At 58.3% G+C, this 22762-nt stretch carries 15 protein-coding genes and 1 pseudogene; 10 read left to right on the top strand and 6 right to left on the bottom strand.

Annotated elements, in window-relative coordinates; all coding sequences use genetic code 11:
• Nucleotides 1-2 precede the first annotated feature (2 nt).
• Nucleotides 3-1151: a D-alanine--D-alanine ligase family protein gene (locus tag ACX80X_RS08030; protein WP_252601405.1), complete on the top strand. Its 1149-nt coding sequence runs from the start codon at nt 3-5 to the stop codon at nt 1149-1151.
• 19 nt (nt 1152-1170) lie between these two features.
• Here ACX80X_RS08030 and ACX80X_RS08025 read toward each other — a convergent pair whose 3' ends face one another.
• Nucleotides 1171-1674, bottom strand: a complete 504-nt coding sequence (locus tag ACX80X_RS08025; protein ID WP_252601402.1) for a DUF3515 family protein — start codon at nt 1672-1674, stop codon at nt 1171-1173.
• Nucleotides 1675-2342: 668 nt separating this feature from the next.
• Between ACX80X_RS08025 and ACX80X_RS08020 the strand changes: the two genes are divergently transcribed.
• The 8 genes from ACX80X_RS08020 to ACX80X_RS07985 all read left to right on the top strand — a co-directional run bounded on the left by ACX80X_RS08020 (nt 2343) and on the right by ACX80X_RS07985 (nt 11386).
• Entirely contained in the window at nt 2343-2624 is a 282-nt protein-coding gene (locus ACX80X_RS08020) for a hypothetical protein (protein ID WP_252601399.1), read from the top strand.
• 10 nt (nt 2625-2634) lie between these two features.
• Nucleotides 2635-3885, top strand: a complete 1251-nt coding sequence (locus ACX80X_RS08015) for a glycosyltransferase family 4 protein (protein WP_256476950.1) — start codon at nt 2635-2637, stop codon at nt 3883-3885.
• A complete protein-coding gene (locus tag ACX80X_RS08010) occupies nt 3882-5630 on the top strand; it encodes a glycosyltransferase family 4 protein (protein ID WP_459311705.1) in 1749 nt (582 codons plus the stop codon). The genes ACX80X_RS08015 and ACX80X_RS08010 overlap by 4 nt, the downstream gene beginning before the upstream one ends.
• A gap of 125 nt (nt 5631-5755) precedes the next feature.
• On the top strand, nt 5756-6505 hold the full coding sequence (locus tag ACX80X_RS08005) for an ABC transporter permease (protein WP_252601390.1): 750 nt from the start codon (nt 5756-5758) through the stop codon (nt 6503-6505).
• 106 nt (nt 6506-6611) lie between these two features.
• The gene (locus ACX80X_RS08000; protein ID WP_252601387.1) at nt 6612-7373 is read left to right on the top strand and encodes an ABC transporter ATP-binding protein; all 762 of its coding nucleotides are present in this window, start codon (nt 6612-6614) and stop codon (nt 7371-7373) included.
• A 203-nt stretch (nt 7374-7576) separates the two neighbouring features.
• The gene (locus tag ACX80X_RS07995) at nt 7577-9286 is read left to right on the top strand and encodes a glycosyltransferase family protein (RefSeq protein WP_308216201.1); all 1710 of its coding nucleotides are present in this window, start codon (nt 7577-7579) and stop codon (nt 9284-9286) included.
• Between the two features lie 70 nt (nt 9287-9356).
• On the top strand, nt 9357-10646 hold the full coding sequence (gene wecC, locus ACX80X_RS07990; protein ID WP_252601384.1) for a UDP-N-acetyl-D-mannosamine dehydrogenase: 1290 nt from the start codon (nt 9357-9359) through the stop codon (nt 10644-10646).
• On the top strand, nt 10589-11386 hold the full coding sequence (locus ACX80X_RS07985) for a DUF6270 domain-containing protein (RefSeq protein WP_252601382.1): 798 nt from the start codon (nt 10589-10591) through the stop codon (nt 11384-11386). The genes wecC and ACX80X_RS07985 overlap by 58 nt, the downstream gene beginning before the upstream one ends.
• 66 nt (nt 11387-11452) lie before the next feature.
• Here ACX80X_RS07985 and ACX80X_RS07980 read toward each other — a convergent pair whose 3' ends face one another.
• From ACX80X_RS07980 to ACX80X_RS07965, 4 genes are all read right to left on the bottom strand, one after another.
• Nucleotides 11453-12274: a hypothetical protein gene (locus ACX80X_RS07980; protein ID WP_252601379.1), complete on the bottom strand. Its 822-nt coding sequence runs from the start codon at nt 12272-12274 to the stop codon at nt 11453-11455.
• Between the two features lie 156 nt (nt 12275-12430).
• Complete coding sequence (locus tag ACX80X_RS07975) at nt 12431-13885, bottom strand: glycosyltransferase (RefSeq protein WP_252601375.1); 1455 nt, start codon at nt 13883-13885, stop codon at nt 12431-12433.
• On the bottom strand, nt 13882-16653 hold the full coding sequence (locus ACX80X_RS07970; RefSeq protein WP_252601372.1) for a glycosyltransferase: 2772 nt from the start codon (nt 16651-16653) through the stop codon (nt 13882-13884). Before ACX80X_RS07970 ends, ACX80X_RS07975 begins: the two co-directional genes overlap by 4 nt.
• Before the next feature lie 11 nt (nt 16654-16664).
• Nucleotides 16665-17921, bottom strand: coding sequence for a nucleotide sugar dehydrogenase (locus tag ACX80X_RS07965; protein WP_252601369.1), 1257 nt, complete (start codon nt 17919-17921; stop codon nt 16665-16667).
• Between the two features lie 282 nt (nt 17922-18203).
• Here ACX80X_RS07965 and ACX80X_RS07960 point away from each other — a divergent pair.
• Nucleotides 18204-19499 (top strand): annotated as a pseudogene (locus ACX80X_RS07960) (IS256 family transposase).
• Between the two features lie 1196 nt (nt 19500-20695).
• On the opposite strand, the gene ACX80X_RS07955 reads toward ACX80X_RS07960, so the two are convergent.
• On the bottom strand, nt 20696-22390 hold the full coding sequence (locus tag ACX80X_RS07955; protein WP_459311701.1) for a heparinase II/III domain-containing protein: 1695 nt from the start codon (nt 22388-22390) through the stop codon (nt 20696-20698).
• Between the last annotated feature and the right edge of the window lie 372 nt (nt 22391-22762).

The following is a 22762-nucleotide window of genomic DNA, read 5'->3' as shown; positions in this document are numbered from 1 at the left end:
CGATGTCCGATGAAAACCTGACCGCAGCGGATGAAGCCCCACGGGCCAAACCCCGCGTCGCGGTGCTTTTTGGTGGCCGGTCCAGCGAGCATGCCGTGAGCTGCGTGACCGCTGCCGGCGTCCTGGGCGCCATCAACAAAGACAAGTACGATGTCATCCCCATCGGCATCGCCAAATCGGGGCAATGGGTGCTGGCCGCGGGGGATACCGCCCAATGGTCGCTGTCCGCGTCGTCGCTGCCGGAGGTCCCGCCGTCGTCGGAAACGGTGACACTGGCCGAGATCGGCGGCGAGCACCAGCTGATCGTCGCCTCACCGAACCAGGTACCGCAGGAACTCGGGACGGTGGACGTTGTGTTTCCCCTTCTCCATGGTCCCTTTGGCGAGGACGGCACCATCCAGGGGCTCCTGGAACTGTCCGACACGCGCTACGTTGGCGCCGGCGTGCTTGCGTCGGCTGTGGGCATGGACAAGCACTACATGAAGGTTGTGTTCGAGGCCGCCGGGCTGCACGTGGGGCCCTACATTGCCGTCACGGACCGTCAGTGGGTCAAGGACGCGGAGGCCGTCCGCAAACAGGTGGACCAGCTCGGCTTTCCTGTGTTCGTCAAGCCGGCGCGGGCGGGTTCGTCCATGGGGATCTCCAAAGTGGACTCGCTCGAGGGACTCGACGCCGCCGTCGAGGAAGCCCGGCGCCACGACCTCAAACTGGTCATCGAGGCAGGCATCGTAGGGCGTGAGATTGAGTGCGCGGTCTTGGAAGGACGCGGGACCGATTCCCCCCGGACGTCCATGCCGGGCGAAATTTCCGTCGCCGCCGGAACGCACGAATTCTACGATTTCAACGCGAAGTATGTTGAGGACGACGCCGCCGCGCTGAGCTGCCCCGCCGACATTCCCGAGGAAGCCATCGTACGGGTCCGGGAACTCGCGGCAGCTGCCTTCGACGCTGTGGGTGCGGAAGGCCTGAGCCGAGTGGACTTCTTCTACACGCCCGACGGCGAACTGATCATCAACGAGATCAACACCATGCCCGGGTTTACGCCCAAGAGCATGTACCCGCAGATGTGGGCAGCATCGGGCCTGGACTATGCGGACCTGATCGATGAGCTGATCTACCTGGCCTTGAACCGGAAGACCGGCCTAAGGTAGTCCCCACCTCACCGGCGACTTACTTGCTGGACGGTAGGTTCTGCAGTTCTTCCTGACCCACGCAGTTCCGTCTGGCCGGGATCTTTCCGGCTGAGGCGGAAAGATCAGCCAGGACCGTCGCGGAGCTGATCTTCTCCGGATCCATCAGGATTTCCGTGGCGGGTTCGCGGCCAAAGGTCGTCAGCGTCCACACCGGGTCGCCCTCCTTGATGACCCAATCGATGCCGTTGACACTCACGCACCGGTCCGTCGTCGGGCCTGGAACGTTGACGCCGCAGCGCAGGATCACCTGTGACGGGTCCCCCCAGGCTGCGGTGGCCTGGCTGTTGGTTTTCCGAAGGTCAGCATCGCCGATGGCGTCCGGAAGGGCCACCATCATCGGAGCGCAGGCCGGGTTCGCCGCATCGGCTGCGGCGGTGACATCCACGGCCGGGGCGCAGGCGGACAGAACGCCTCCAGCGATGGCCGCCGTCAGCAGGATTCGTGACACGCGGATAGGCAAGGAAAAAGGGGGATTAGGCATCTATCCAGCCTATCGCCCACCTCTCCTGAGGGGTTTCACAGGCCTCCCAACGCGGGCGTCATGTAAGTCGCCTATCTGAGAAATGTGCTCCGCTAACGCACACCGGAATCTGTGTTGATGCTTGAATCAAGTAAGCTGGGCTAGAACGTCCAGTGACTGGACTTTGCTTGTACGACGACGTATAGCGTCCCACTTGGGCATTCCAAGTGGTACAGCAACTTTCGGAAGATCTGCAGCCTGGGGGGCATTGAGTGAAAAAGACGAGTGGTATGGCCCGCCGCCAATGCCTGGTGGCAGTTAGTTTTGCCCTGCTTTTGAGCGCCGCGCCGATTCCCGCTGCATTCGGTGATAATGGTGAGACTCCGCCCATCATTGCTGACACTCCTGGTTTGACATTGCCTGAAGACACGACTAGTCCGCCTGACGTTACGGCGACGACACCGCCTGAAGACGCTACTACCACTACGCCTGACGTTACGGCGACGACACCGCCTGAAGACGCTACTACCACTACGCCTGACGTTACGGCGACACCGCCTGAAGACACTACGACTGTGACCCTGCCGGATCCCCTCCAGGAGCCACAGCCTGCAGTTCCTAGCGCTCAGCGAGTCGTAAACCCAGTGCCCGCAGACTCAGGGTTAGCTCCGGCCGTAGTGCCCCTGCCGATGCAAGAGGGATCGGCTGCGGAGGGTCAGGAAGTCGTCCTCGCGGACGACGCCACACCGACGCCGACCCCCAGCATCACTTCTGAACCACGTGCGGCTGTTGCGCCCGTGGCGCTACCCGAGCCAGTCACTAAGACCATCGATGCCGTGGTTGCCACAGCGACAGGCAGCCCACTGTACGTACAGGTACTCACCGTCCTCGCCCTCATCGGCGCGGGCGTTGCGTATTTTCGAACCCTGGGGTCCAAAGGGGCCCGCATGCCGTCCAAGTCCGTGAAGTAGCCTGCGGACAATGCCAATATCCGAACAGGCGCCCGACCGGGCGCGGGCTGAGCCGCGCGTTACGCTTGTAACCCATTCCTACTGGCCAGAGAGCAGTCCACCGCAACGACGGTGGAGTGCGCTTGTCAAAGAGTTGAGGGTGGCCGGCTGGCAGGTTGATGTCGTTACCCCCGTGGCGCACGCACCACATGGACGCCGGCAGTTGCCTCGCAGCGTGGCCGGACGCCCCTTGCTGGCTCAGAAGGGGAAATATGCCGAGCTGATCAGGCGTGTTCCTTACTTGTGGCATGGGAATTCCCACGCCACAAGGTTCATTGATCAATGCTTCTCCGCATTGCTTTCTGTTCCTCTCGGCTTGCTGACACGCCCATCAGACGTCCTCATTGTCACGGCTCCAAGTCTGCCCATGCTGGGCGCCGGCTATGCACTTGCCCGGTTTCGACGGATTCCGCTCGTCGTGGAGATGCGGGACGCCTGGCCGGACCTCGCCCGGGATGCGCGCCTGGTTCAGGGCAACGTCAAGAGCCTGGCTGAAAGGGCAGTCGAATTTGTGCAGCGCCGTGCTGATCTTGTGGTGACGGTGACGGAGGGCTTTGCCGAAACGTTGCGCGATCGCGGCCTAAAGAATGTTGCCACCATCAGCAACGGGGTCCGCTTGGAGACGCTTCCTGTACTGGACGCTCCGGCGTTGGAACGGGAAGTATTTGAGGCTCTTTATCTGGGAAACCACGGCAAGAGCCAGCGGCTAGAAATCGCCATCCAAGCCAGTGCCCTTGTAGGCCATTCGATTCACCTTCACATGGTGGGTCATGGAGTACAGCGCCCTGCCCTGGAGAAGCTAGCCAAAGAGTTGAACGCTCCTGTTACCTTCCACGATTCTTTGCATGGCCAGGACGTCTTGGATCGATATGCCTCGGCGGACACCTGCGTGGTGTCCTTGCGGGACGATTGGAAATCGTTTGATACGACTGTTCCGTCCAAGACCTATGAAGTGTTGGCCCTGGGCCGCCATGTGACCGGCATAGTCAAGGGCGAGGCCGCCCGGATCGTGGCCGAAGCCGGTGCGGGGGACATCGTTCCGAGCAACCCTGAGGCCGTTGCCGCCCTGTGGCGGGACCTCGCGGCTAACCGCGGAAAGCTCATCCGAAATGGCGACGGGCGACATTGGGTCAAAGAGCATGCTGATTACCCCGTGCTGGCTGCCCGGTACATGGATCTGATCCGTGATCTGCTAAGCACCAGTGGCGGCCCGCGTCCATGATGCAATTTTTCGCCAACCTTCGCCTCGCGGCGGAAACGGCAGCGCAACATCTGGCGGACGATCCTGCCCTGCTCATGCTGCAGATTTCTCGCCGGCTGCCGGACCGCCTCGTGCAGCCGATCGCCGGGTTGGTGCGACGCAGTTGCGCCGCGGATTCCATTTCGGTTCCGGTGCTGCTGGCCGGCCTGGTCGCCGGTGAGCAGGAAGAAATAGTTCGGCGCCTCGAAAGCGCTCTGTCCCGTGGCACTTTTTCTGCCAACAAGGCACGGTCCATGGCCGATGTCGCACTTGTCGCCCACCGACCTGACCTGGCTGACTCCCTTTTGGCGCAAGCAACCGGAGCTCGCCGCCTCCGGGCCGTGCAGGCGCGGAGGTTCTGGTACAGCGGTGCGGTTACTTCCGCGGTCGAAGTTCTGGCGGACGCCGGCGGCGGCGAACGCCGACAGAGCAAACGCTTGGCGGCTGAGCTGCGGATCCTCGAAGGTTGGAGGCCGAGGCTCAATCCGGTGCACATGGATCCACGTCCAGGCCGGGTTCTACACGTTCTGACAAATTCCTTACCCCACACAGCCAGTGGCTATGCGCAGCGTTCGCACTCCATATTGCTTGCCCAGCAGGAGGCCGGCTGGGAAACCCTTGCCGTCACACGAGTGGGTTACCCAGTGCAGGTCGGGAAACTCGCTGCCCGGCATCGCGACGTAGTGGACGGCATCGCTTACCAGCGGCTGCTGCCGTCCCGCCTCGCAGCCACCATGGATGGCCGCCTTCAACAGCAGGCCGAGGCCCTGTTGGCTGTGGCCGTGAAATTCCGGCCAAGCCTGATGCATACGACCACCCATCACGTGAATGCGATCGTCACGCGGGCGGTGGCCGAGGCGTTGGACATCCCGTGGGTATATGAGGTCCGCGGCCAGCTCGCAGACACGTGGGCTGCCACGCGCGGACCGGAGGCCCGGAATAGCGAACGATACCGTTTGTTCCAAGCACGCGAGAGGGAGGCCATGCTGTCGGCGGACCTGGTAGTGACCCTTGGCGACAACATGAAAAACAATATTGTTGCCGCAGGGGTAGCTGCTGAAAATGTACTCATTGCACCCAACGCTGTCGGCGGGGGGTTCCTGCTGGAGCCACTCGCTACAGCAGAGGCACGCCGGGATCTTGGCCTCCCCGAGGAGGGGCAATACGTCGGCACGATAAGCAGCTTGGTACCCTATGAGGGGATTGACGATCTCATTGCTGCCTTCTGCCTGTTAGCCAAGAGCCACACGGACCTGAGGCTGCTCATCGTCGGAGATGGGGTCTCGGCTCCGTTCCTGAAGGAACAGGCCAAAAGAACCGGCGTGAGTGATCGAATCGTGTTCACGGGGCGGGTGCCCCGGGACAAAGCTGCTCGCTACCACCAAGCATTGGACGTATTTGTTGTGCCCCGCAAGGATCTTGAGGTGACGCGATCCGTAACACCTCTCAAGCCAGTCGAGGCACTCGCCTCGGGGCGGCCGGTGATCGCTAGTGACCTACCTGCGCTCCGAGAGATTGTTACTGAAGACCGAACAGGCATCTTCACCAAGCCCGGTGACTATAATGACTTGGCGGAAAAATTAGCGCAACTGCTTGGTTCGAGCGCAACGAGGGCAGCCTTTGGAACTACAGGACGGTCGGAAGTGCTTCGGGATAGAACATGGGCATCCAATGCTGAGAGATTCGCGGGCGAGTACGACCGCATTATCAGAGGACACGGGCAATGAGTCAGCACGATCCGCTCGTACCGGCACCGACCCCGACGCCCGTAAATATAAGGTTGCTGCAACGAGTAGGATCGCGGCCAAAGTTCTTGGACTACCTCGTTACCCTGTGGGATTATCGTCATTTCGTGTACTACGATTCCCGAGCCCGTGTTATGAGCGGGACCTCGCAGGATCGACTGGGTGGAGCTTGGTTGATATTGACACCGCTATTGAATGGGGCAGTTTACTATTTGATATTTGGTATAATGCTAGGCACGGGTCATGGAATCGAAAATTTCATCTCGTATCTTATTATTGGACTTTTTCTTTTTCAATACAGTACGAGATCAATTTCAACTTCTGCGCGCTCAATGATTACGAATCGCAATGTCCTTCAGGCCTTTAGGTTTCCGCGCGCGACTTTGCCGATCGCCGTCAACGTGCGAGAGGCGCTGTCTTCGGTCCCGACGTTAATTGTCATGCTTCTGCTCGTGATTTTTATTCCACCAGCTGAGGTAATTTCCATTAAATGGATCCTTTTGGTGCCCGCCGTTTGTCTTCAGTCATTGTTCCATTTAGGAATTTCTCTGATTATGGCTCGAGTGGTGGCGTTCGTTCCAGACGTGTCTCACTTGCTCGGCTTTGCATTGCGTGCATGGCTCTATTTGTCGGCCGTATTTTTTTCAGTCGATCGATTCGCGGATACACCGTGGATTATCGCCGTCATGAACGCCAATCCAATGTTTGTTGTCCTAGACATTGCCAGGGATTGTTTACTTTATGACACTTGGCCGACTATGGTGCGGTGGCTAACATTGTGCATCTGGGCAATGGGAAGTTTATCCGTGGGTATTGTCTTTTTTTGGCGGGCGGAGGAGCGTTATGGACGGAGCTGATATTTCGGTCTCGTCTCCAGCCGTGGTTGTCGATGACGTTAGTATGACTTACCGGGTCATTAGTTCGGAGTCGAGTGACAATAGGCCAAAGGACGTACTCGGGAAAATGCGGAGCAGACTCCGAAATCACCACCCAACCGTTAGCGTCGAAGCCCTGCAACGTATGTCGATGATTGCGGAGCATGGAGAATGCATCGGCGTCATTGGCCGAAACGGTTCCGGCAAGAGTACGCTAATGAGGCTCATCAGCGGTCAGGAGAGCCCATCAACGGGCAGCGTTCTAGCCACAAGCACCCCAATCGCATTGGGTGTCAGCGCAGCGCTCGTTCCTGATTTGTCAGGTGAAGCCAACGTCGTGCTCGGTTGCCTGGCCATGGGACTAGGTCGAGACGAGATTGATTCAAAACTCGCGTCGATCGTGGAGCTTTCTGCCTTGGGCAAAGCCATTCACCTTCCGATGAAGTCGTATTCCTCTGGCATGGCGTCTCGCTTGCGGTTTGCAATCGCCGCGGCGGTGGACCCTGAAATACTAATTCTGGACGAGGCACTGAATACCGGCGATGCCGAATTTGGCGAACGCACCAGGGCCCGAATGACTGAGTTGCGAGAGCAGGCGGGCTGCGTTTTCTTGGTGAGCCACAGCATGTCCTCGATCAGGGATCTGGCCACTCGGGTCGTCTGGCTCGATCAGGGGGAGATGCTCCACGATGGTGCTACCGAGCGAGTGGTAAGTCTCTATGAGAAATTCATCTGGTATCTTCGACGCGACGACCAGGTTTCAGCTGAGAAGATTCGACGCGCCGCTCGTCGTGAAATGAAGCGGGTCGAGGTCACCGAGCGGGCCGCCGGACGAAGGCGCTGGAAGTGAGCGGTCATAAGCGGCTTGCTCATCTTCGAACTGGCCTCTGGCACCTTCGGCGCGGGGGCGTGTCTGAGCTGAAGATATGGATGGCCCGGCGCAATGCAACTTTGGAAGGCCCGGGCTCTGCTCGCCCGAGAACTTTCTCACGGTTGAGGGGACGCCGCTGGGGTGCACGGCGACTTTCGTTTTCCCCGGTCGATCTTAGTGGCGTGGATCAACCGCGTTTCAACTTGCGGGCAGCTGTGATACTAGATGAATTTTCGTCCATGTGTTTTGGTTTTGAGTGGAACAGCGTCGCCGTAACTCCAACCAACTGGCTGTTGCAGATCACAGACGATCCGATCGATATCTTGTTTGTGGAGTCTGCCTGGGTAGGAAATTCCGGAGCCTGGAAGTATCACCTGACTGGAGATAGTGGACCCTCGCAGGACCTTCGTAGTCTGGTCGCTTGGTGTCGCAGCAAGAGTATTCCAACAGTGTTTTGGAATAAAGAAGACCCGCCGCACTACGCTGACTTTCTTGAGACGGCGCGATTATTTGATGTCATATTTACAAGTGATGCGACGAGATGTCCACATTATGTTCGGGATCTCGGCCACGATCGAGTCTACGTCTTGCCCTTTGCTGCCCAACCGAAGATTCATAACCCTGTTCGGCCTCGGAGCGGTTGGCACTCGCGAGACATCGCCTTTGCCGGCATGTATTTTCGTCACAAGTTTCCGGAACGGCGGGAACAAATGGACTTCCTGCTCCGGGGTGCGATAGCGGGCAGCGCAGGCATGGATTCCGGACTTGAAATTTTTTCCAGGATGCTCGGCGATGATGAAAGATATCAGTTTCCTGAGCCATTCGCTGACAGGGTGGTTGGTCAACTTCCCTACGCGGAAATGCTCACTGCCTACAAAGCATACAAAGTCTTCCTAAACGTTAACTCAGTGACAGATTCGCCGAGTATGTGTGCACGAAGGATATTTGAAATTTCCGCCTCCGGAACACCGGTAGTAAGTGCGCCTAGTTTAGCTATTGGGGAGTTTTTTCCGCCTGCAGAGATTTTCGTCGCCACCGACGCCGAAGAGACTCGGGATGTTGTCAGGGCGCTGGTCCGGAACAGTAGTCTTGGTGAACGTGCAGTACATTTGGCTCAACGTAGAATATGGGATGCTCATACGTACTCCCACAGAGTCGAGAACGTTCTAGAGAGAGTTGGACTCTCGGCTCACTTGTCCAATTTGCGACCAGATGTATCCTGCATGGTTTCGACCAACAGGCCGAAGCAGCTGGAGCACATTTTTAGCCAGTTTTCGAGCCAGCTTTATGAGCGCAAGCAGTTGGTCCTTCTCACGCATGGTTTTGATCCCGCCGATGAATCTCTACAGCGAATTGCCCGCGCGCATGATGTCGAAAATTTTATTCACCTGACGCGGAGCGCATCTGACTCTCTGGGTACATGTTTGAACGCAATAGTCACCGCTGCTGATGGAGCTCTAGTGACGAAAATGGACGATGACGATTTATATGGTCAGCATTATCTGCGAGATTTAGTGCACGCCCGATCCTTTAGTGGTGCGGATGTGGTCGGTAAGTCAGCACATTACATGTATTTGGAGGATTCAAAGATTCTGATACGCCGGTTCCATGAAAACGAACATCGTTTCGTAAGCCAAGTCATGGGCCCCACGATAACGGGAGCGCGAGAGTTGTTTCTGGAGGTGCCCTTTGCCGACCTGACACGAGGAGAAGACACAGATTTCCTGTCTCGCGTGCGCGCCACCGGCGGAATGATCTACGCGGCCGATCGTTTTAATTTCGTTCAGGTCCGTGGTGTGCACGCTCACACGTGGCAGCTAAGTGACATGGAGGCCATTTCTACCGGCGACGTCGAATCGTATGGCGACTTTAGCGGGCATGTCTTCTTGTGACTAAGTCTGACACACCGTCCGTTCGAGCGTCTTTTACGAATAGCCATTGCACTGAAGACTAAGGAAATCGATGGAAAATAAAACAGTGGCCGTGATCGGACTGGGGTACATTGGGTTGCCGACAGCAGCCGTTCTTGCAAGCCACGGATTCCATGTTATTGGTGTGGACACCAACCCAGAAGTTGTTGCCGCCGTCAACGCTGGGGAAGTTCCATTTGTGGAGCCCGACCTGGACGTTGCAGTGGCGGGCGCTGTCAGCCGATCGTGGCTGTCAGCGCAGTTCGAGATGCCCGTGGCAGACATCTTTGTCGTTGCGGTGCCAACGCCCTTCAAGGCGGGCCATCGGCCAGATCTTTCGTTCGTTGAGGCGGCGGCGAGAGCCATCGCTCCCGTGCTGACAGGGTCCGAGCTGATCATCTTGGAATCGACGTCACCGCCAGGCACGACAAAACGCCTGGCTCGTACAATCGGGGATTTGCGTCCGGACTTGGAGATGGCTCTCAGTGATGAGCATGGGTCATCCGCCGTCCTATTCGCTCACTGTCCTGAAAGAGTATTGCCCGGTCGAATCATGACAGAAATGATCGAAAACGACAGGATCGTCGGCGGCTTATCCGTTGCGTCGACTCAGATGGCTTCCGCTCTCTACCGAACTTTCTGCAAAGGGGAGGTGTTGACGACGACAGCCGAGACAGCTGAAACCGCAAAGCTCGTCGAAAACGCGTACCGGGACGTCAATATCGCTTTGGCTAATGAAATCTCGAACGTCGCTGATGTCCTCGATATTGATGTTTGGGAAGTCATTGAGCTCGCGAACCGGCATCCTCGCGTTAATATTCTTAAACCGGGGCCAGGCGTGGGAGGGCACTGCATTGCAGTAGATCCATGGTTCCTCATTAGCGCAGCACCTGATCAGACACCGCTCATGCGCCAGGCAAGGAACACCAACGACGCCAAGCCAGCTCACGTAGCGACGGACATCACGCGAGCAGTGGGTGAGTGCCGAGCCACTTCAGTGACATTGTTGGGATTGTCGTATAAGGCGGATATCGACGACTTACGGGAGTCCCCTTCGGTGCAAATAGCTCGAGATGTGGCCCTTGCGCTTCCGAAAGTTCAGGTCAATGTGGTCGAACCACACATTTCGGCCCTCCCGTTGACATTGCAGGGCTTGGTGAATGTTCGTCTGGTCGGTTCGGGCGGCGTGGCCGCTGAAAAGGGCGTGTTGGGCGTTTTGGTGGATCACTCCGCCTTCAGGGGACTGGTTCGTGAAGATATTGCCGCTGCGGCGGTGGTTGATGTATGCGGTCTGTGGTCACGACCTGCCGTCGTGGCGCCGCTAGTGTTGGATGTCATCTAGAAGTGCGCGTACTCATTTATGGCAGTTGCATCTCAAGAGACAGTCTTGAACTTGCTCGACGGCCAGGAGTCGAGTTAGCCGGCTATTCTGCGCGGTCGTCGTTGCTTTCGGCCTTTGCCCGCAGGCCAACCAATCTCGCCGGCTCGTCTGCCCATGTTCGCTCCAGTTTCCAGCGTCGGATGCTTGAGGCAGATGCTGAGAAGAGTCTGCCCAAAGTTTTGCGCTCCTTGCCGTATGACCTCCTACTCGTGGACATCGTCGACGAAAGGTTCAATGTGTTGTCCAAAGGCGAAGAGAGACTGACAGACTCCCCGGCGCTTAGGGAGTCGGATTTTCCAGCAAATCAAGCCGCAGCTTGGCGGCGCATCGATAGCGGCAGCGACGAACATTTCGAGGGATGGGTCAATGCCCTGGACCGTATGCTGAACGTCGTCGGCGGTCTTCCCCGTCCGGCGCCGGTCGCTTTTCTGGACGCGGGGTGGGCTACAACGGTCGCGGGAGCGGGAGCGGACCGCGGGCTATCGCACGCCGGACGAACACCCGACGCCGCCAATAGTCTTTACGCTCGGTATCGTGAATATTTTTGTTCTAAGCTCCCGGAGGGACAAATAATCCGACCGCCAGCTAATGTAATCATTAGTGATCCGAACCATAAATGGGGCTTGGCGCCTTTTCACTACGTGCAGGATTTTTACGATTTTGTGGGCGATCGTCTCTCGGAGATAGGCAGCGGCATTTAGCGAAGCAGTCGCCCATTGCCAGAGTGCAATATCTACATATGTCGTACATGCTCCATGATGGGTGAGCTAAGCCCCGCTATGCTTCGCAGTACCAGTTCCAGCTTGATGAAATTGGATCGCTCGGCTGAAATTCAGTTCGAATTCTGACGAAGTCGGAGGGCCGTGGCGCAGTAGCTCGGAGTCTGAGATGTAGAAACGTTTCATGGCGTCACGGCTGGTGCCCTGAGCCTCAGAAATTCCGTGTATGCGTTTGAACGGCCGATAGTGATCTCTTATATGCGCCGGATCGTTCAGATTTTGGAGATAGTAGACAAAGTTCACGCCCGGGTTGGTCCGGTACAGGCCAGTGAGATCAAACTTGTGGGGTGTGCGCTTGACTACTTGAATCTTGGGTTCGCCCCAGACCGACTCGAAGTACAGATCAACTGTTGACGGTAGATAACGAGTAATGACGGTTTGTGGGGACTGAACGTAGGCCAATGATCCGGGGAATCGGATCCCAATGCGCAGAGCGGCGAAACCGCCCCCTGATCCTCCTACGAACACGACAGATTTGGCTCCGGTGACGTCCAGGGCTCGCCGCACGACGCGCTCAATCGGATCCAGGGCATCCCAATCCGGGCCGCCGAGGAACCAAGACAGATTCATATGAGGGTTGAGATGCCAGGTGGGATCGGCAAAGGACAAGAACGTTGATGATCGTTTGCTTAGCGAGTTGACCCGTTCGAATCTCGGATATGTGTCATGGTCGACGCGCATTGCACCATGAAACGCGACGTAGAGAGTGTCCGAGGGTACGAGTCGTGCAAAGAAATGAAGACTCGCACCATCGGCGAACTCTACTTCATTGACACTGCTGGTGTTCGGCAGCAGCTGAAGGTCCTCCAAGCTCGAATGTCGCCGAATTGGAACCTTGTAGTGTGCATTCGTGTCCGCGGATGCGGGGTCAGAGGTGGTTGGGTCTTCTGTGGGCATTGATTCTTAGATTATCCGTTCTTCGTTGAATCCATCGCGAACGCAATGAGATTGGGTCCTTCTATCGGTCTAGCCGCAGGTCATCCAGCCATGAATTTTCGACGCCGCACCTTCACCGGAGTCGAGTGGCAGAGAAACCGACTGGAGCGCCTTCCTGAAACACCGTCGGAGTTCTGGATCGCTGGTTCGTTGGATGGCATCAGCAAGTTCCTCGAGAGAATTTGCTGCAAGGCCGAAGCCTTGTCGTTCATATTCAGCTGCCCGCAGAGCCTGGTTGTCAGTGCTGGTTTGGAGATTTGGAACCACCACTGCGGGCGTCTGGAAACGTACCGATTCGTGAATTGAGTTATAGCCGGCGGCAATGACCATGAAGTCAAACGCCGCCAAGTATCTTGCCAGAGGGTACTGCCTAAGGACGTGGACCCCGGGCCTGTTGTCTACGTAGTCGTTGCTCAAGGGAGAAAGGCCCACTACAACGTCCACTGAAGGGCTGAGCGTCAGAATCCGGGAGATTGCTTGTTCCCTGGCATTTGAAACGTCGTTGATGGCCCCGGCCCCGAGTTGCACGAGGACATAGCCTCTCGCCGGGTCGAGTCCGAGTTCACCGAGAGCGGCGTCCCGCGTGAGAAACTCCGAAGGCGTAGTCAGCGTAGGCGCTGGAACGACAGTGCCTGGCGACGCAGATACCGGCCCTGCGTCTGCGGTGTCTGCGACGTCCCTTGGAACGAGCACACGGTCAGCCAGCAGGTGGGCAGTCTTTAGTTGGGTTACGTCGGATGTATCCATCCAAAGTCCACGCCGGAGCCAGATCAGTGAAACCCCGTGTCGTTTGGCGGATTCATGCACGCCGCGATAGATCCAGGTCCCATCGAAGACTATCGCCCGGGGATGGTTCAGCCGACAGACCGCGTCGAAAAAGGTTGCAAAACTGTCGTTCCAGGCCGCCGTGTCCTGCGCAGTGGCCGCCTGGCTCGGAAATTTCAAGACATCGAAGCCGAACAGTCTGACTATTTCTGCGGAAGATGACAAGGAGACGAATTGGGCTTGGAACTTCTCGCGCCCACTCCGCGCAACAGCGAGGCATCGAGTGAGGTGACCCACCCCTGCGCCATTGCTGGTTACAAACAACACACGCGGAAGATCTGATTCCTCGTCGAACGGGAGCTTCAGCCGAGGGTCAAATGGCGCCTGATAGCCACTTATTCCCTCGGTCAAGAACCGCAGTCTGGCCAGCCCTGACTGAAATTGATCTAATTGGACTCTTCGGCTGTAATCATGCCGAGATTCTGATTTGCTAAAAGCAGAAAGCTGCCGTCGGGCTGATTCACCCAGCCTCACTTGGCGATACCCGACGACACACAAGAGAACGAGGACAGTCGCGCCCAGAACGTAGCCGGCGGTGCCGATAAGTCTGGTGACTGCAATCAGATCCCCCGTGAGGAAGGCGGCGCCGCCGAGCGTGGCTGACACCACGAGGCCTCCCAGCACCAGTGAAGCAAAGCCAAGGTCCTTCTTCCTGCTCATTCCGCAGAGGCCGTCCGCTCGGAAAAGCGATCAATCCGAGCTAGCAGCGCTGAGGAAGAGAAGTCCCGCAGAGCGGTCTCTTGTGCAACTCTTGACTGGTGCGCGAACAGTTCCGGTTGGGATGTGTACGTTGCCACGATCGCCGCAACGTCCTTGGGCTGCCCATAGATGGCCCCAGTGCCGAAAGTCTTTTCCATGTAGGGCGGGAGTATGACGACCTTGCCGGCAGCCATAGCCTCCGCTGTTGCCATGCCGAAGGACTCAGTGAGCCGGTCATCGTGGAAATATGCCCAGAAATGAAGTTCTTCGAGGAAATCGCCTACGTTTAAGGAGTCAAATGGATGAACAGTAATTCCGTTCTCAACGTTTGCTCCGTATTTAGAGTTCAAAGACTGGATCCCGCCCAGAATGACTGTCTTGAAACTGCCGTTCTCCGACTTATAGACGGCGTTGAAATCCTGCTCACGTGTTGGCCACTTAAGTTCATGGTCCCGTGAATGCCTGCCCAACACGGCAGAGCCCGGGCTTGGACATGCCGTGGATTTCTGGGTTGTTTCCACAAAGCCAGGCCATGTTCCATTTGCAAGCCGCGGCGCTGCAATAAGGCCCCGGCATAGGTCGCGTGTGAGTTTTGATTCGGCCACCACTGTTGTCCGCAGGCGGAAGAGCCGGTCAAGGTTGGCCACACAAGTTGGGAGGTCAAATACCATGCCTTTTCCGCCGTGCAATACCGGTGGGTTATTGACAATCAAGACGCACCGGCTCACCGCGAGCTTGCTATCGGCCGCGTCGAGGAACGTGGCCACAGACGGGTGGCGGACCACCAAAAGTCTCACGTCCGCGACATCCCTAAGCCCGATAGTTGCTACCTGCGGGAGCTCAAGGGCATCGAAGAAGCGATCGGATATTTTGTCCGTAGCCTGGTTCAGAGGTGAATCCAGCTGCATGACACCCACGCGCAACCCCTCCCCGGCGGCGGCACGGACTTCTGCCAGAGTGAGAGAGGAAGTACCTCCGGGGAATCTGAAGTCCGTTGCGAAAACAACGTCAAAGTTTCCCAAATGCTGGCCACGCATGCCAGGAAGCATCGACTGCGGGACTGGGAACGCACGTTCCGTTTGAGAGCTCAGGGTGAACGAGTTAGGGTCATCGGCCGCTGCATGCCATCGCTGGTAGGCAGCGAGGTAGAGGAGTCGAGAGGAGTCTACGTAGCCGCGCCACATTTCACCGGAGGTGAGCGAACCCTCTCGAGTTCTGGTGAACGACAAAGGCAGGTCGCCGACGACGGGAATAGCAATCCCATGGGCGGCCACCAAGCGATCGCGGAACTCGGCGTCCGCGCCTCTATTTACAGCGTCCCAGCCGCCTAAGTGTTTCAGGATCGACGTCTTAACCATCAGCGAAGAGAAATTCGGTTGGCAAAATTGCGGATTGTTGTTTATCCTCAAAAAGTTCAACTCAGGGGTACACCGGGCATGCTGGCTCATGTTTGCCGGCAGCTCTGGGTTGTCGACAAGGTGACGCACTTGGAGTTCAATCTTCTGATGATGTGACCAGTCGTCATCATCATGAACAGTCACGAACTGTCCCCTGGCAGCCCCGAGACCGAGGTTCCGTGCGCAGTAAGCCCCCAAGTTTGTCTGTTGCTGGAGCACAACGATTCTCGGATCCAGTTGCCGGAGATGCTCTACGCGCGAACGGTGGTACGCGTCGGAACAGTCATCGACGATAATGATCTCGATATTCCGCCACGTTTGGTTGACGAGGCAGGAAACGGCTGTTTCGATGAGCTCCGAACCATTGTGCGTAGGCATAATGATGCTCACGAGAGGTCCGTCTGTCACCGACTCCGACTCGGCCGGAATCAGTCGGTCGATTCGATCCATCGAACCTTCACGCAGGCGGACTTCGCTTATGCCGCCATCCCTGAACATCCCATTTAGCGTTTCTAGCCAGTCTGTTTCGCCCTGGTCCGTCACCTGCAGGGCATTCGACCACAGGAGGGAACTTTGGACCGGGTATTTTGTTCCTAGCTGGAAGCGCTTGATTGCGAGCCGAAGAGCCTTGGTCGATCCGAGATCACCCAAGGCTTCCACATAAAGGAGGCGATCGTTCCGTCCCAGCGCTTTGGTGCCGAAGTTCTTCTCCACGCAGGCGAAAAGTCGGGCTGCCTCTTCGAGGTCTAGTTCAGCTGACCTCTGGTTGGCGGCCAATCTTGCAAGGGCGAGCAAAGAATCAGACCGCCAAGTCTTGACCTGCTGGATTGATTCTTCAGATGCGTAACCTAGTTCGATTACTGCCAATGAACGAACCAAATCGGAGTAGCCCATGGATCCACCCGTGGCGGCTCGTGCAAAGGAGTCCCGGATAAGGCGGCTTCGCGAGCGTAGAGCGAAGGTCTCGAAGTGAGACTGCATCGTCTTTATGCGCCCTGCATACTCGAATTCTGCGCCGACGCGCAAAGTGGGTGCCTTCGATGTCAGGCCACTCCCCAGGTCCCCGGCCGAGAGGGGTGCGTTAGGCTGGCCCGCTTCCACGCGTTTCGCTTTGGCTTCCAGACGAGCCAATGACAACTTGATCTGTTGCGTCCTATTGTTCTGCAATCGCGCAGCAGACAACACCAACAGCATCACTACCACCAAGGCAACGGAAATGCCCATGGTCAATAGCAGCACGTTTCCGAAGGCAGCGCCGATAACCGCCCCGACAGCTGCGGTGCAACCAATGCCAGAAACGCGCAGTTGCCAAGTGCCGAAACCCTGAAACACCCCACTCCGCCTTAAAGTCGGTTCGCGGACGAAGTGGACGTTGCGCCGCGAGTGTCGAAGAAGATGGACGATTTGTCGCTCAGGGAATTCACGTCATAGGCAGAGTGATTCTGAAGGAGCACAACAACATCGGCGCCTGCAACAGCGTCGTCCACGTCCTCGACGGATGCATACGTGGCGCCAGCAGCAGTCCAAGTATTTACCTTGGGGTCATGGAAACTAAGGATAGCTCCCCGGCTTACCAGGACCTCGGCGACATCAACCGCTGGTGACTCTCTCTCGTCGGCAATGTTGGCCTTGTACGTGACTCCCAGCAGGAGCACGCTGGCCCCCCGCAGCGGCCTGGACACGTCATTCAAAAGCGCCTGGATGCGGTCAGCCACGTAGCGTGGCATGGAGTTGTTTATTTCTTCTGCCAGTTCAACGAACCTGAAAGGATATCCCAAGGAACGACGCACTTGGTAGCTAAGGTAGTTGGGGTCGATAGGAATGCAGTGGCCGCCAACCCCTGGTCCGGGGTAAAAGGCCTGAAATCCAAAGGGCTTAGTTTTGGCTGCTGAGATTACGTCCCAAAGATCGATGTCCAACTCATGGCAGAACTTCGACATTTCATTGACAAGCGCAATATTGATATGACGGTATGTATTTTCAAGCAGTTTGGCTGTTTCCGCCTCTTTGGCGCCCTTGACAGGGACGACAGTGTCCACGAACTTGTTGTAGAAAGCGACTGCAACCTCAGTTGATTCAGGAGTAACTCCGCCCACAACCTTCGGCGTGTTCTTCAACCCGTACGTCTCGTTACCCGGATCAATTCGTTCCGGTGAAAATGCCAGATAGAAATCATTGTCGATATGCGCTCCGTGGCGTTCCAGTATCGGCTGGCACAGCTCCTCGGTAGTACCGGGGTAGGTCGTCGATTCGAGAACCACCAAAGTCCCTGGCGAGAGATTTGCAGCAATCGATTCCGTGGCCGAAATCACGGCCTTCAGGTCCGGGCTTCCAGCCTCACCCAGCGGCGTGGGCACGCAGATGACGACCACATCTGCATCACGGATAACCGCTGCATCGGTGGACGCTCGATAACCGGCGTCGACCATCGTCTGGAGATCGGAATTAGAGATGTCATCAACGTGTGACATGCCCGCATTTAGGTTTTTCACGATCGCAGGATTCAATTCTAGCCCGACTACATTCATGCCAGCGGACACCGCGCCTTGAGCGAGGGGAAGCCCCACATATCCCTGGCCAACTACTACGAGGTTCTTCAATTATTCATCCGTTCTCAATGCATCCAATGTCCGGGCATACCACAAGGGAGTCCCCATGAAGGATGTTCACCCAGCGGCTAGCAGATAGGCTGAGGACTCGTCACGCCAGAAGCGTTAATCCGGACGCATCGCGCACGCAGAAAAACTGGCTAATCCCCCATAGGCCTTCATCGTGCCGAGGCGATTCTACCGGAAGACTCGGCAGTGCTGGCGGGACTGTGGAATTAACGGTGTATCCGGCTCGACACGCCGGGCGGTGAGCCTGGCGGGGAGGAGCCCGATATGGCCGCAACACTTGGGGCTGTGCCGAGTACGAAAACCGTTGAAAAACTGACAGAAAAATCCGAGGTCGAGGCCGCGCGCGAGCTGGTGAGGATGGCCAAGGAACAGGGCCTGGTGGCCCTGACTGGTCCTGACGGGCTGCTCAAGCAGCTGACGAAGACCGTCATTGAGACCGCTCTCGATGAGGAAATGACCGAGCATCTTGGGTATGAAAGACACGACACCGCGGCTAAGGACACCGCCAACTCGCGCAACGGCGTTCGGGCCAAGACCTTGCTGACGGAGACGACCGGACCGGTGCAGATCGACGTTCCGCGGGACCGGGAAGGCACCGTTCGAACCGAAGATCGTTGCCAAGCGCCAGCGTCGGATCACCGGCGTGGATGAGATGGTCCTCTCCCTCTACGCCAGGGGCTTGACGACCGGGGAGATCAGCGCCCATTTCGCCGAGATCTACGGCGCTTCGGTGCCGAAGGAGACGGTCTCGCGGATCACCGACAGGGTCCTTGAAGAGATGGCTACTTGGCAGAACCGGCCGCTGGACGAGGTCTATGCGGCGATCTTCATCGACACCATCGTGGTCAAAGTCCGGGACGGCAGGTCGCCAACCGGCCCATCTACGTCGCCATCGGCGTGACCCTGGACGGGGAGAAGGACATCCTGGGCCTGTGGGCCGGCACCGGCGGTGAAGGCGCGAAGTTCTGGATGAGCGTGCTCACTGACATCAAGAACCGCGGCGTCAAAGACACGTTCTTCCTGGTCTACGACGGCCTCAAAGGCCTGCCCGAAGTCGTCACCAACGTGTGGCCGCTGACGACCGTGCAGACCTGCATCATTCACTTGATCCGGAACACCTTCCGGTTGGGGTCCAAGAAGGACTGGGACGCCCTCAGACGCGATGTGAAGCCCATTTACACGGCGCCGAATGCTGCGGCCGCGCGGGCGGCGTTCGAGGAGCTCACGGAGCGCTGGGGCAGGAAATACGGGGCGATCGTGCGGCTCTGGGAGAATGCCTGGGAGGAATTCATCCCGTTCCTGGACTACGACGTGGAAATCCGGCGCGTGATCTGCTCGACCAACGCGATCGAATCCCTCAACGCCAGGTACCGGCGCGCAGTGAAGGCCCGGGGTCATTTCCCCACCGAACAGGCTGCGCTAAAGTGCCTGTATCTGGTCACCCGATCCCTCGATCCGACCGGTGCCGGCAGGACCCGATGGGCCGTGCGTTGGAAGCCCGCTTTGAACGCCTTCGCCATCACTTTCAGCGACCGTTTCCCGGCAGCTGAAAGCTACTAAATGAAAACGCCGGATACGTCGTTAATGAGATAGTCCCGTGCTGGCACTACCGAAGGTCATGTTCGGCCTAACGTGCGGGTCNTGTGTTTGGGTTGTGGCAGCCGAGATCGCCGCAGCAGCGGCCCGCATCGTCACCGCCGTACCCGAAATCGCCGAAGCGAAAGCGTTCGCCTGGCCACGCGGAAGAGTCCGACCAGCCGCCTGCGCGTCGCTGATTTCTTGGAGGGACAGGTAGTAGGCACTACGAAGTACCGCACGCTGCTCGCTGATTGTACCGAGGGCAGTTACGGGGTGAATCGTGGCGAAGACGGGCTGGCCTGCATGGGACGGCGGTGGGGCGCCGGCAGAAATCAACGCGTACACGAGCAGCCCCATGGATACGGATCTCGCAAGCGAATTCATTGTGCCCCCCAGAGTTGACTGCGCCGTCGCCGGGTGGTTGCATCCGGCCTGGTAGGGAGACTTTGGCACGCGAAAACATAGGCGGACAACAGCTGGAACTACCCGAATTCGGGCTGTAACGAAAGTCAGGTACACACGGCAGATGGCACCAAGTAGCCCCGCGGATCAACATGAGTACGCCGAGTCAGTGGCGAGTAATGTCAGGCCGGCGTCGTAGCCCGGTATCGAGTATCGGGAACAAACCGCAGCAGACGGCCATGCCGGCAAGGCATTAGGCCCAGGGTGAACGCAAGGTCGGGGATATCCGTCACCTCTGATGACTGAACGGGGCCTGCGCACGCGCCATTTGACTGCAGATCCGGGTCGTGCGATGGGCCTCGATCTTCGGTTTTGGGATCCAACCTAAGCAGCGGGAAATCGCGGTTCAACGACCGACTAGGTGTCGCATCCCGGGACGGTCATGGACGCCGCCTCCATCAAGGTCTGCGGGCTACGGACAGGGAGGCTGGGCCCTGAGGGACCGCTCACTATCGTGGGCGCCGCCAAAGCTATTACGTCGATCGCGTCGGGGTGGATCTGTTTCCTTAGGCTTGTCGGGTCCCCTGGAGGCGCTGGCGATGTCCGCGATCTCGCCCTGGGCGCACGAGGCCATTCACTACTCGGGGACAGCTACCGCGGCGGCGCGGGCCTCGAAATTCAGCACGGCCGATTTGGGCCCCGTGAGCGGGATGGTCGAGGATTGCCATGCGTCTAGGGTCACCTTCTAAATTGACCGAACCAGCCCCAATTTCGCACTAGTTGAAGCTTGCGGTGAGTGTTAGCGCGGTGGCGCTGGGCAGGGAGAGGGTGATGAGGGTGAGTTTGGCGCCTGTGGAGCTGGTTTCGGGTGCTGGGATGGCGTTGAGTTGGGCGGTCGGGGGAGCGCCGGTGAATGTGATGGTGAGGGTCTGGCCTGATTTGTTCAGGGTGGCTTGTGACCCGGTTACCGTGACGACGGCGTCGGTGACGATTTGCCACTTCAGATCTCGTGGCTGGGGGGCCTGGATTGAGTCTTTGAGATTGACGCCTGTCGTGGTGAGGGTCGCGCTGCGGAGGGCTCTGGTGGTGCCTGGCAGCGCGGCGCGAAGGTCTACGGCCGCCGCTGTTGGGGAGGGGACGGCCAGGGGGGCTGATGCGGTGAGGGGCTGATTTTTGCCTGAGTCGCTGATCGTTGAATGGCTTGCGGTGCTGGTCTTCCAATACGTCCATCGCTGGGTGGATGAGAAGTATCCGGGGAGACTGTATGAGCCGGGGCCCGGGTCAATTATCCAGTCGACGCCTTTGCTGCTGTAGCTAAACGTTCCGAGATCCAGGTGGCTGTGCAGGGATCCGTTGACGCCGCCTTTCAGGGCGGCGGTCTTTCCTGGGGCTTGAAGAACCGCAAGGCCTGTGGCCGGGAACATCGCGGATGCGGGTGTCCGCGGTGTTCCGGGGTTGACCCACCACCAAAGGAGCCGGACATCCCTGGCTTTCTGGTACTCCCCGGTGACCCATCCGGCGACGGCGGCGTCCTGCCGGGCGTAGGAATCCCAGGCGGGCATGAGGGCGGACACTCGCTGTGGAGAGCTGTCGGCAAAGGACACCGCTTGCCCGGACGGTGTGGCAGCGTCGATTGCGTATTTGGACACACCGGTGAGTGCGGGGAGGGGTGCCGGAGCCGTTTTGTAGACGTTTGCCACAGTCGAGTACAAAGATGACACGGCACCACTTTGGTAATTCCAGTACCCCGGCCCCTCGAACGTTCCTCCGTCGGCCGTGATGGTCTTGAGAGCCGGTTGGACTGCCGTGAGGGCTGCCTTTGCCAGGGTGGCTGATTGGGCGGGGCGGTCCTTCAGGAAGGCCACTGCGGCAAGAAACACTGCAGAATCGTGAGCGGCCGAGAGGTTCGTAGGTCCGTCTACCCAGCTGTCATGGTCGGACAACATACACGTCGTGGGTCCAATCCACTTGACGAGAACGGAATCGTTGACCGCAGGCATGCCTCCGGTCCAGTCCACGGCCATCGCCGCTGCCGTCAGGACAGTGGCCGACCGGACATCATCCATGGATTCGGGTCCGGCTAACAATATGTTCCGGGTGTCCGCTGCGAGTTTGTCGCGTGAGGAGGTGTCTTGCCCCGCCAGCCAGCCATAGCCCAGACGCAAAACCCGGTTGGGGAACCAGACCCACGGCGTTGTTGGATCACGGACAATGGCGGCTTCTGCGGTAGCGGACCTTAGGAGGTAGGCATGCTCCTTGGCTTGGACGGGGTCGGCCATCATGCGGGCTTTGGCGTCCCGGACCATTTTGGCCGTGGTGACAATCGATGGTCCGGGTGAGAGGGGGACCGGGCGAAACGCGTCCTGCCCTGCCGGAAGAGCACAGCCGCCGGGGAATCCCACCCAACCCGGTGCAGGGGTGATGGGCCCGGTTCCTGACTTGAGAGCCGCGAGGGGGGCTTCAACGGTCAACGGTGGTGAGGGCACTGCTTTGCCGACCGTCTGCAGCTGGGCGCTGACCGCAACCGAGAGAAGAGTGCTTAACGCGGCGGCCCTTGAATCCAGTTCGGAGTAGGCTGCGACTGAGATTCGACCGGCCGCTCTGTCCTGCAGAGCCATGGTCACGACAGAAATGTGCTCAAGCCGCATTTGTTGGAGCCGGACCAGTTTGTTGGCCGCCTGTTTGGCCGTGGATGACCGAACGGACTCAATTTTGACAAGTTCGGCTGCGGCGTCAACCTGTGTTTGGGTTGTGGCAGCCGAGATCGCCGCAGCAGCGGCCCGCATCGTCACCGCCGTACCCGAAATCGCCGAAGCGAAAGCGTTCGCCTGGCCACGCGGAAG

It is taken from the genome of Pseudarthrobacter sp. MDT3-1 (assembly GCF_054510755.1).
Note: the sequence above shows the minus strand (reverse complement) of the source record. Positions and strands in the feature narration are given on the sequence as shown.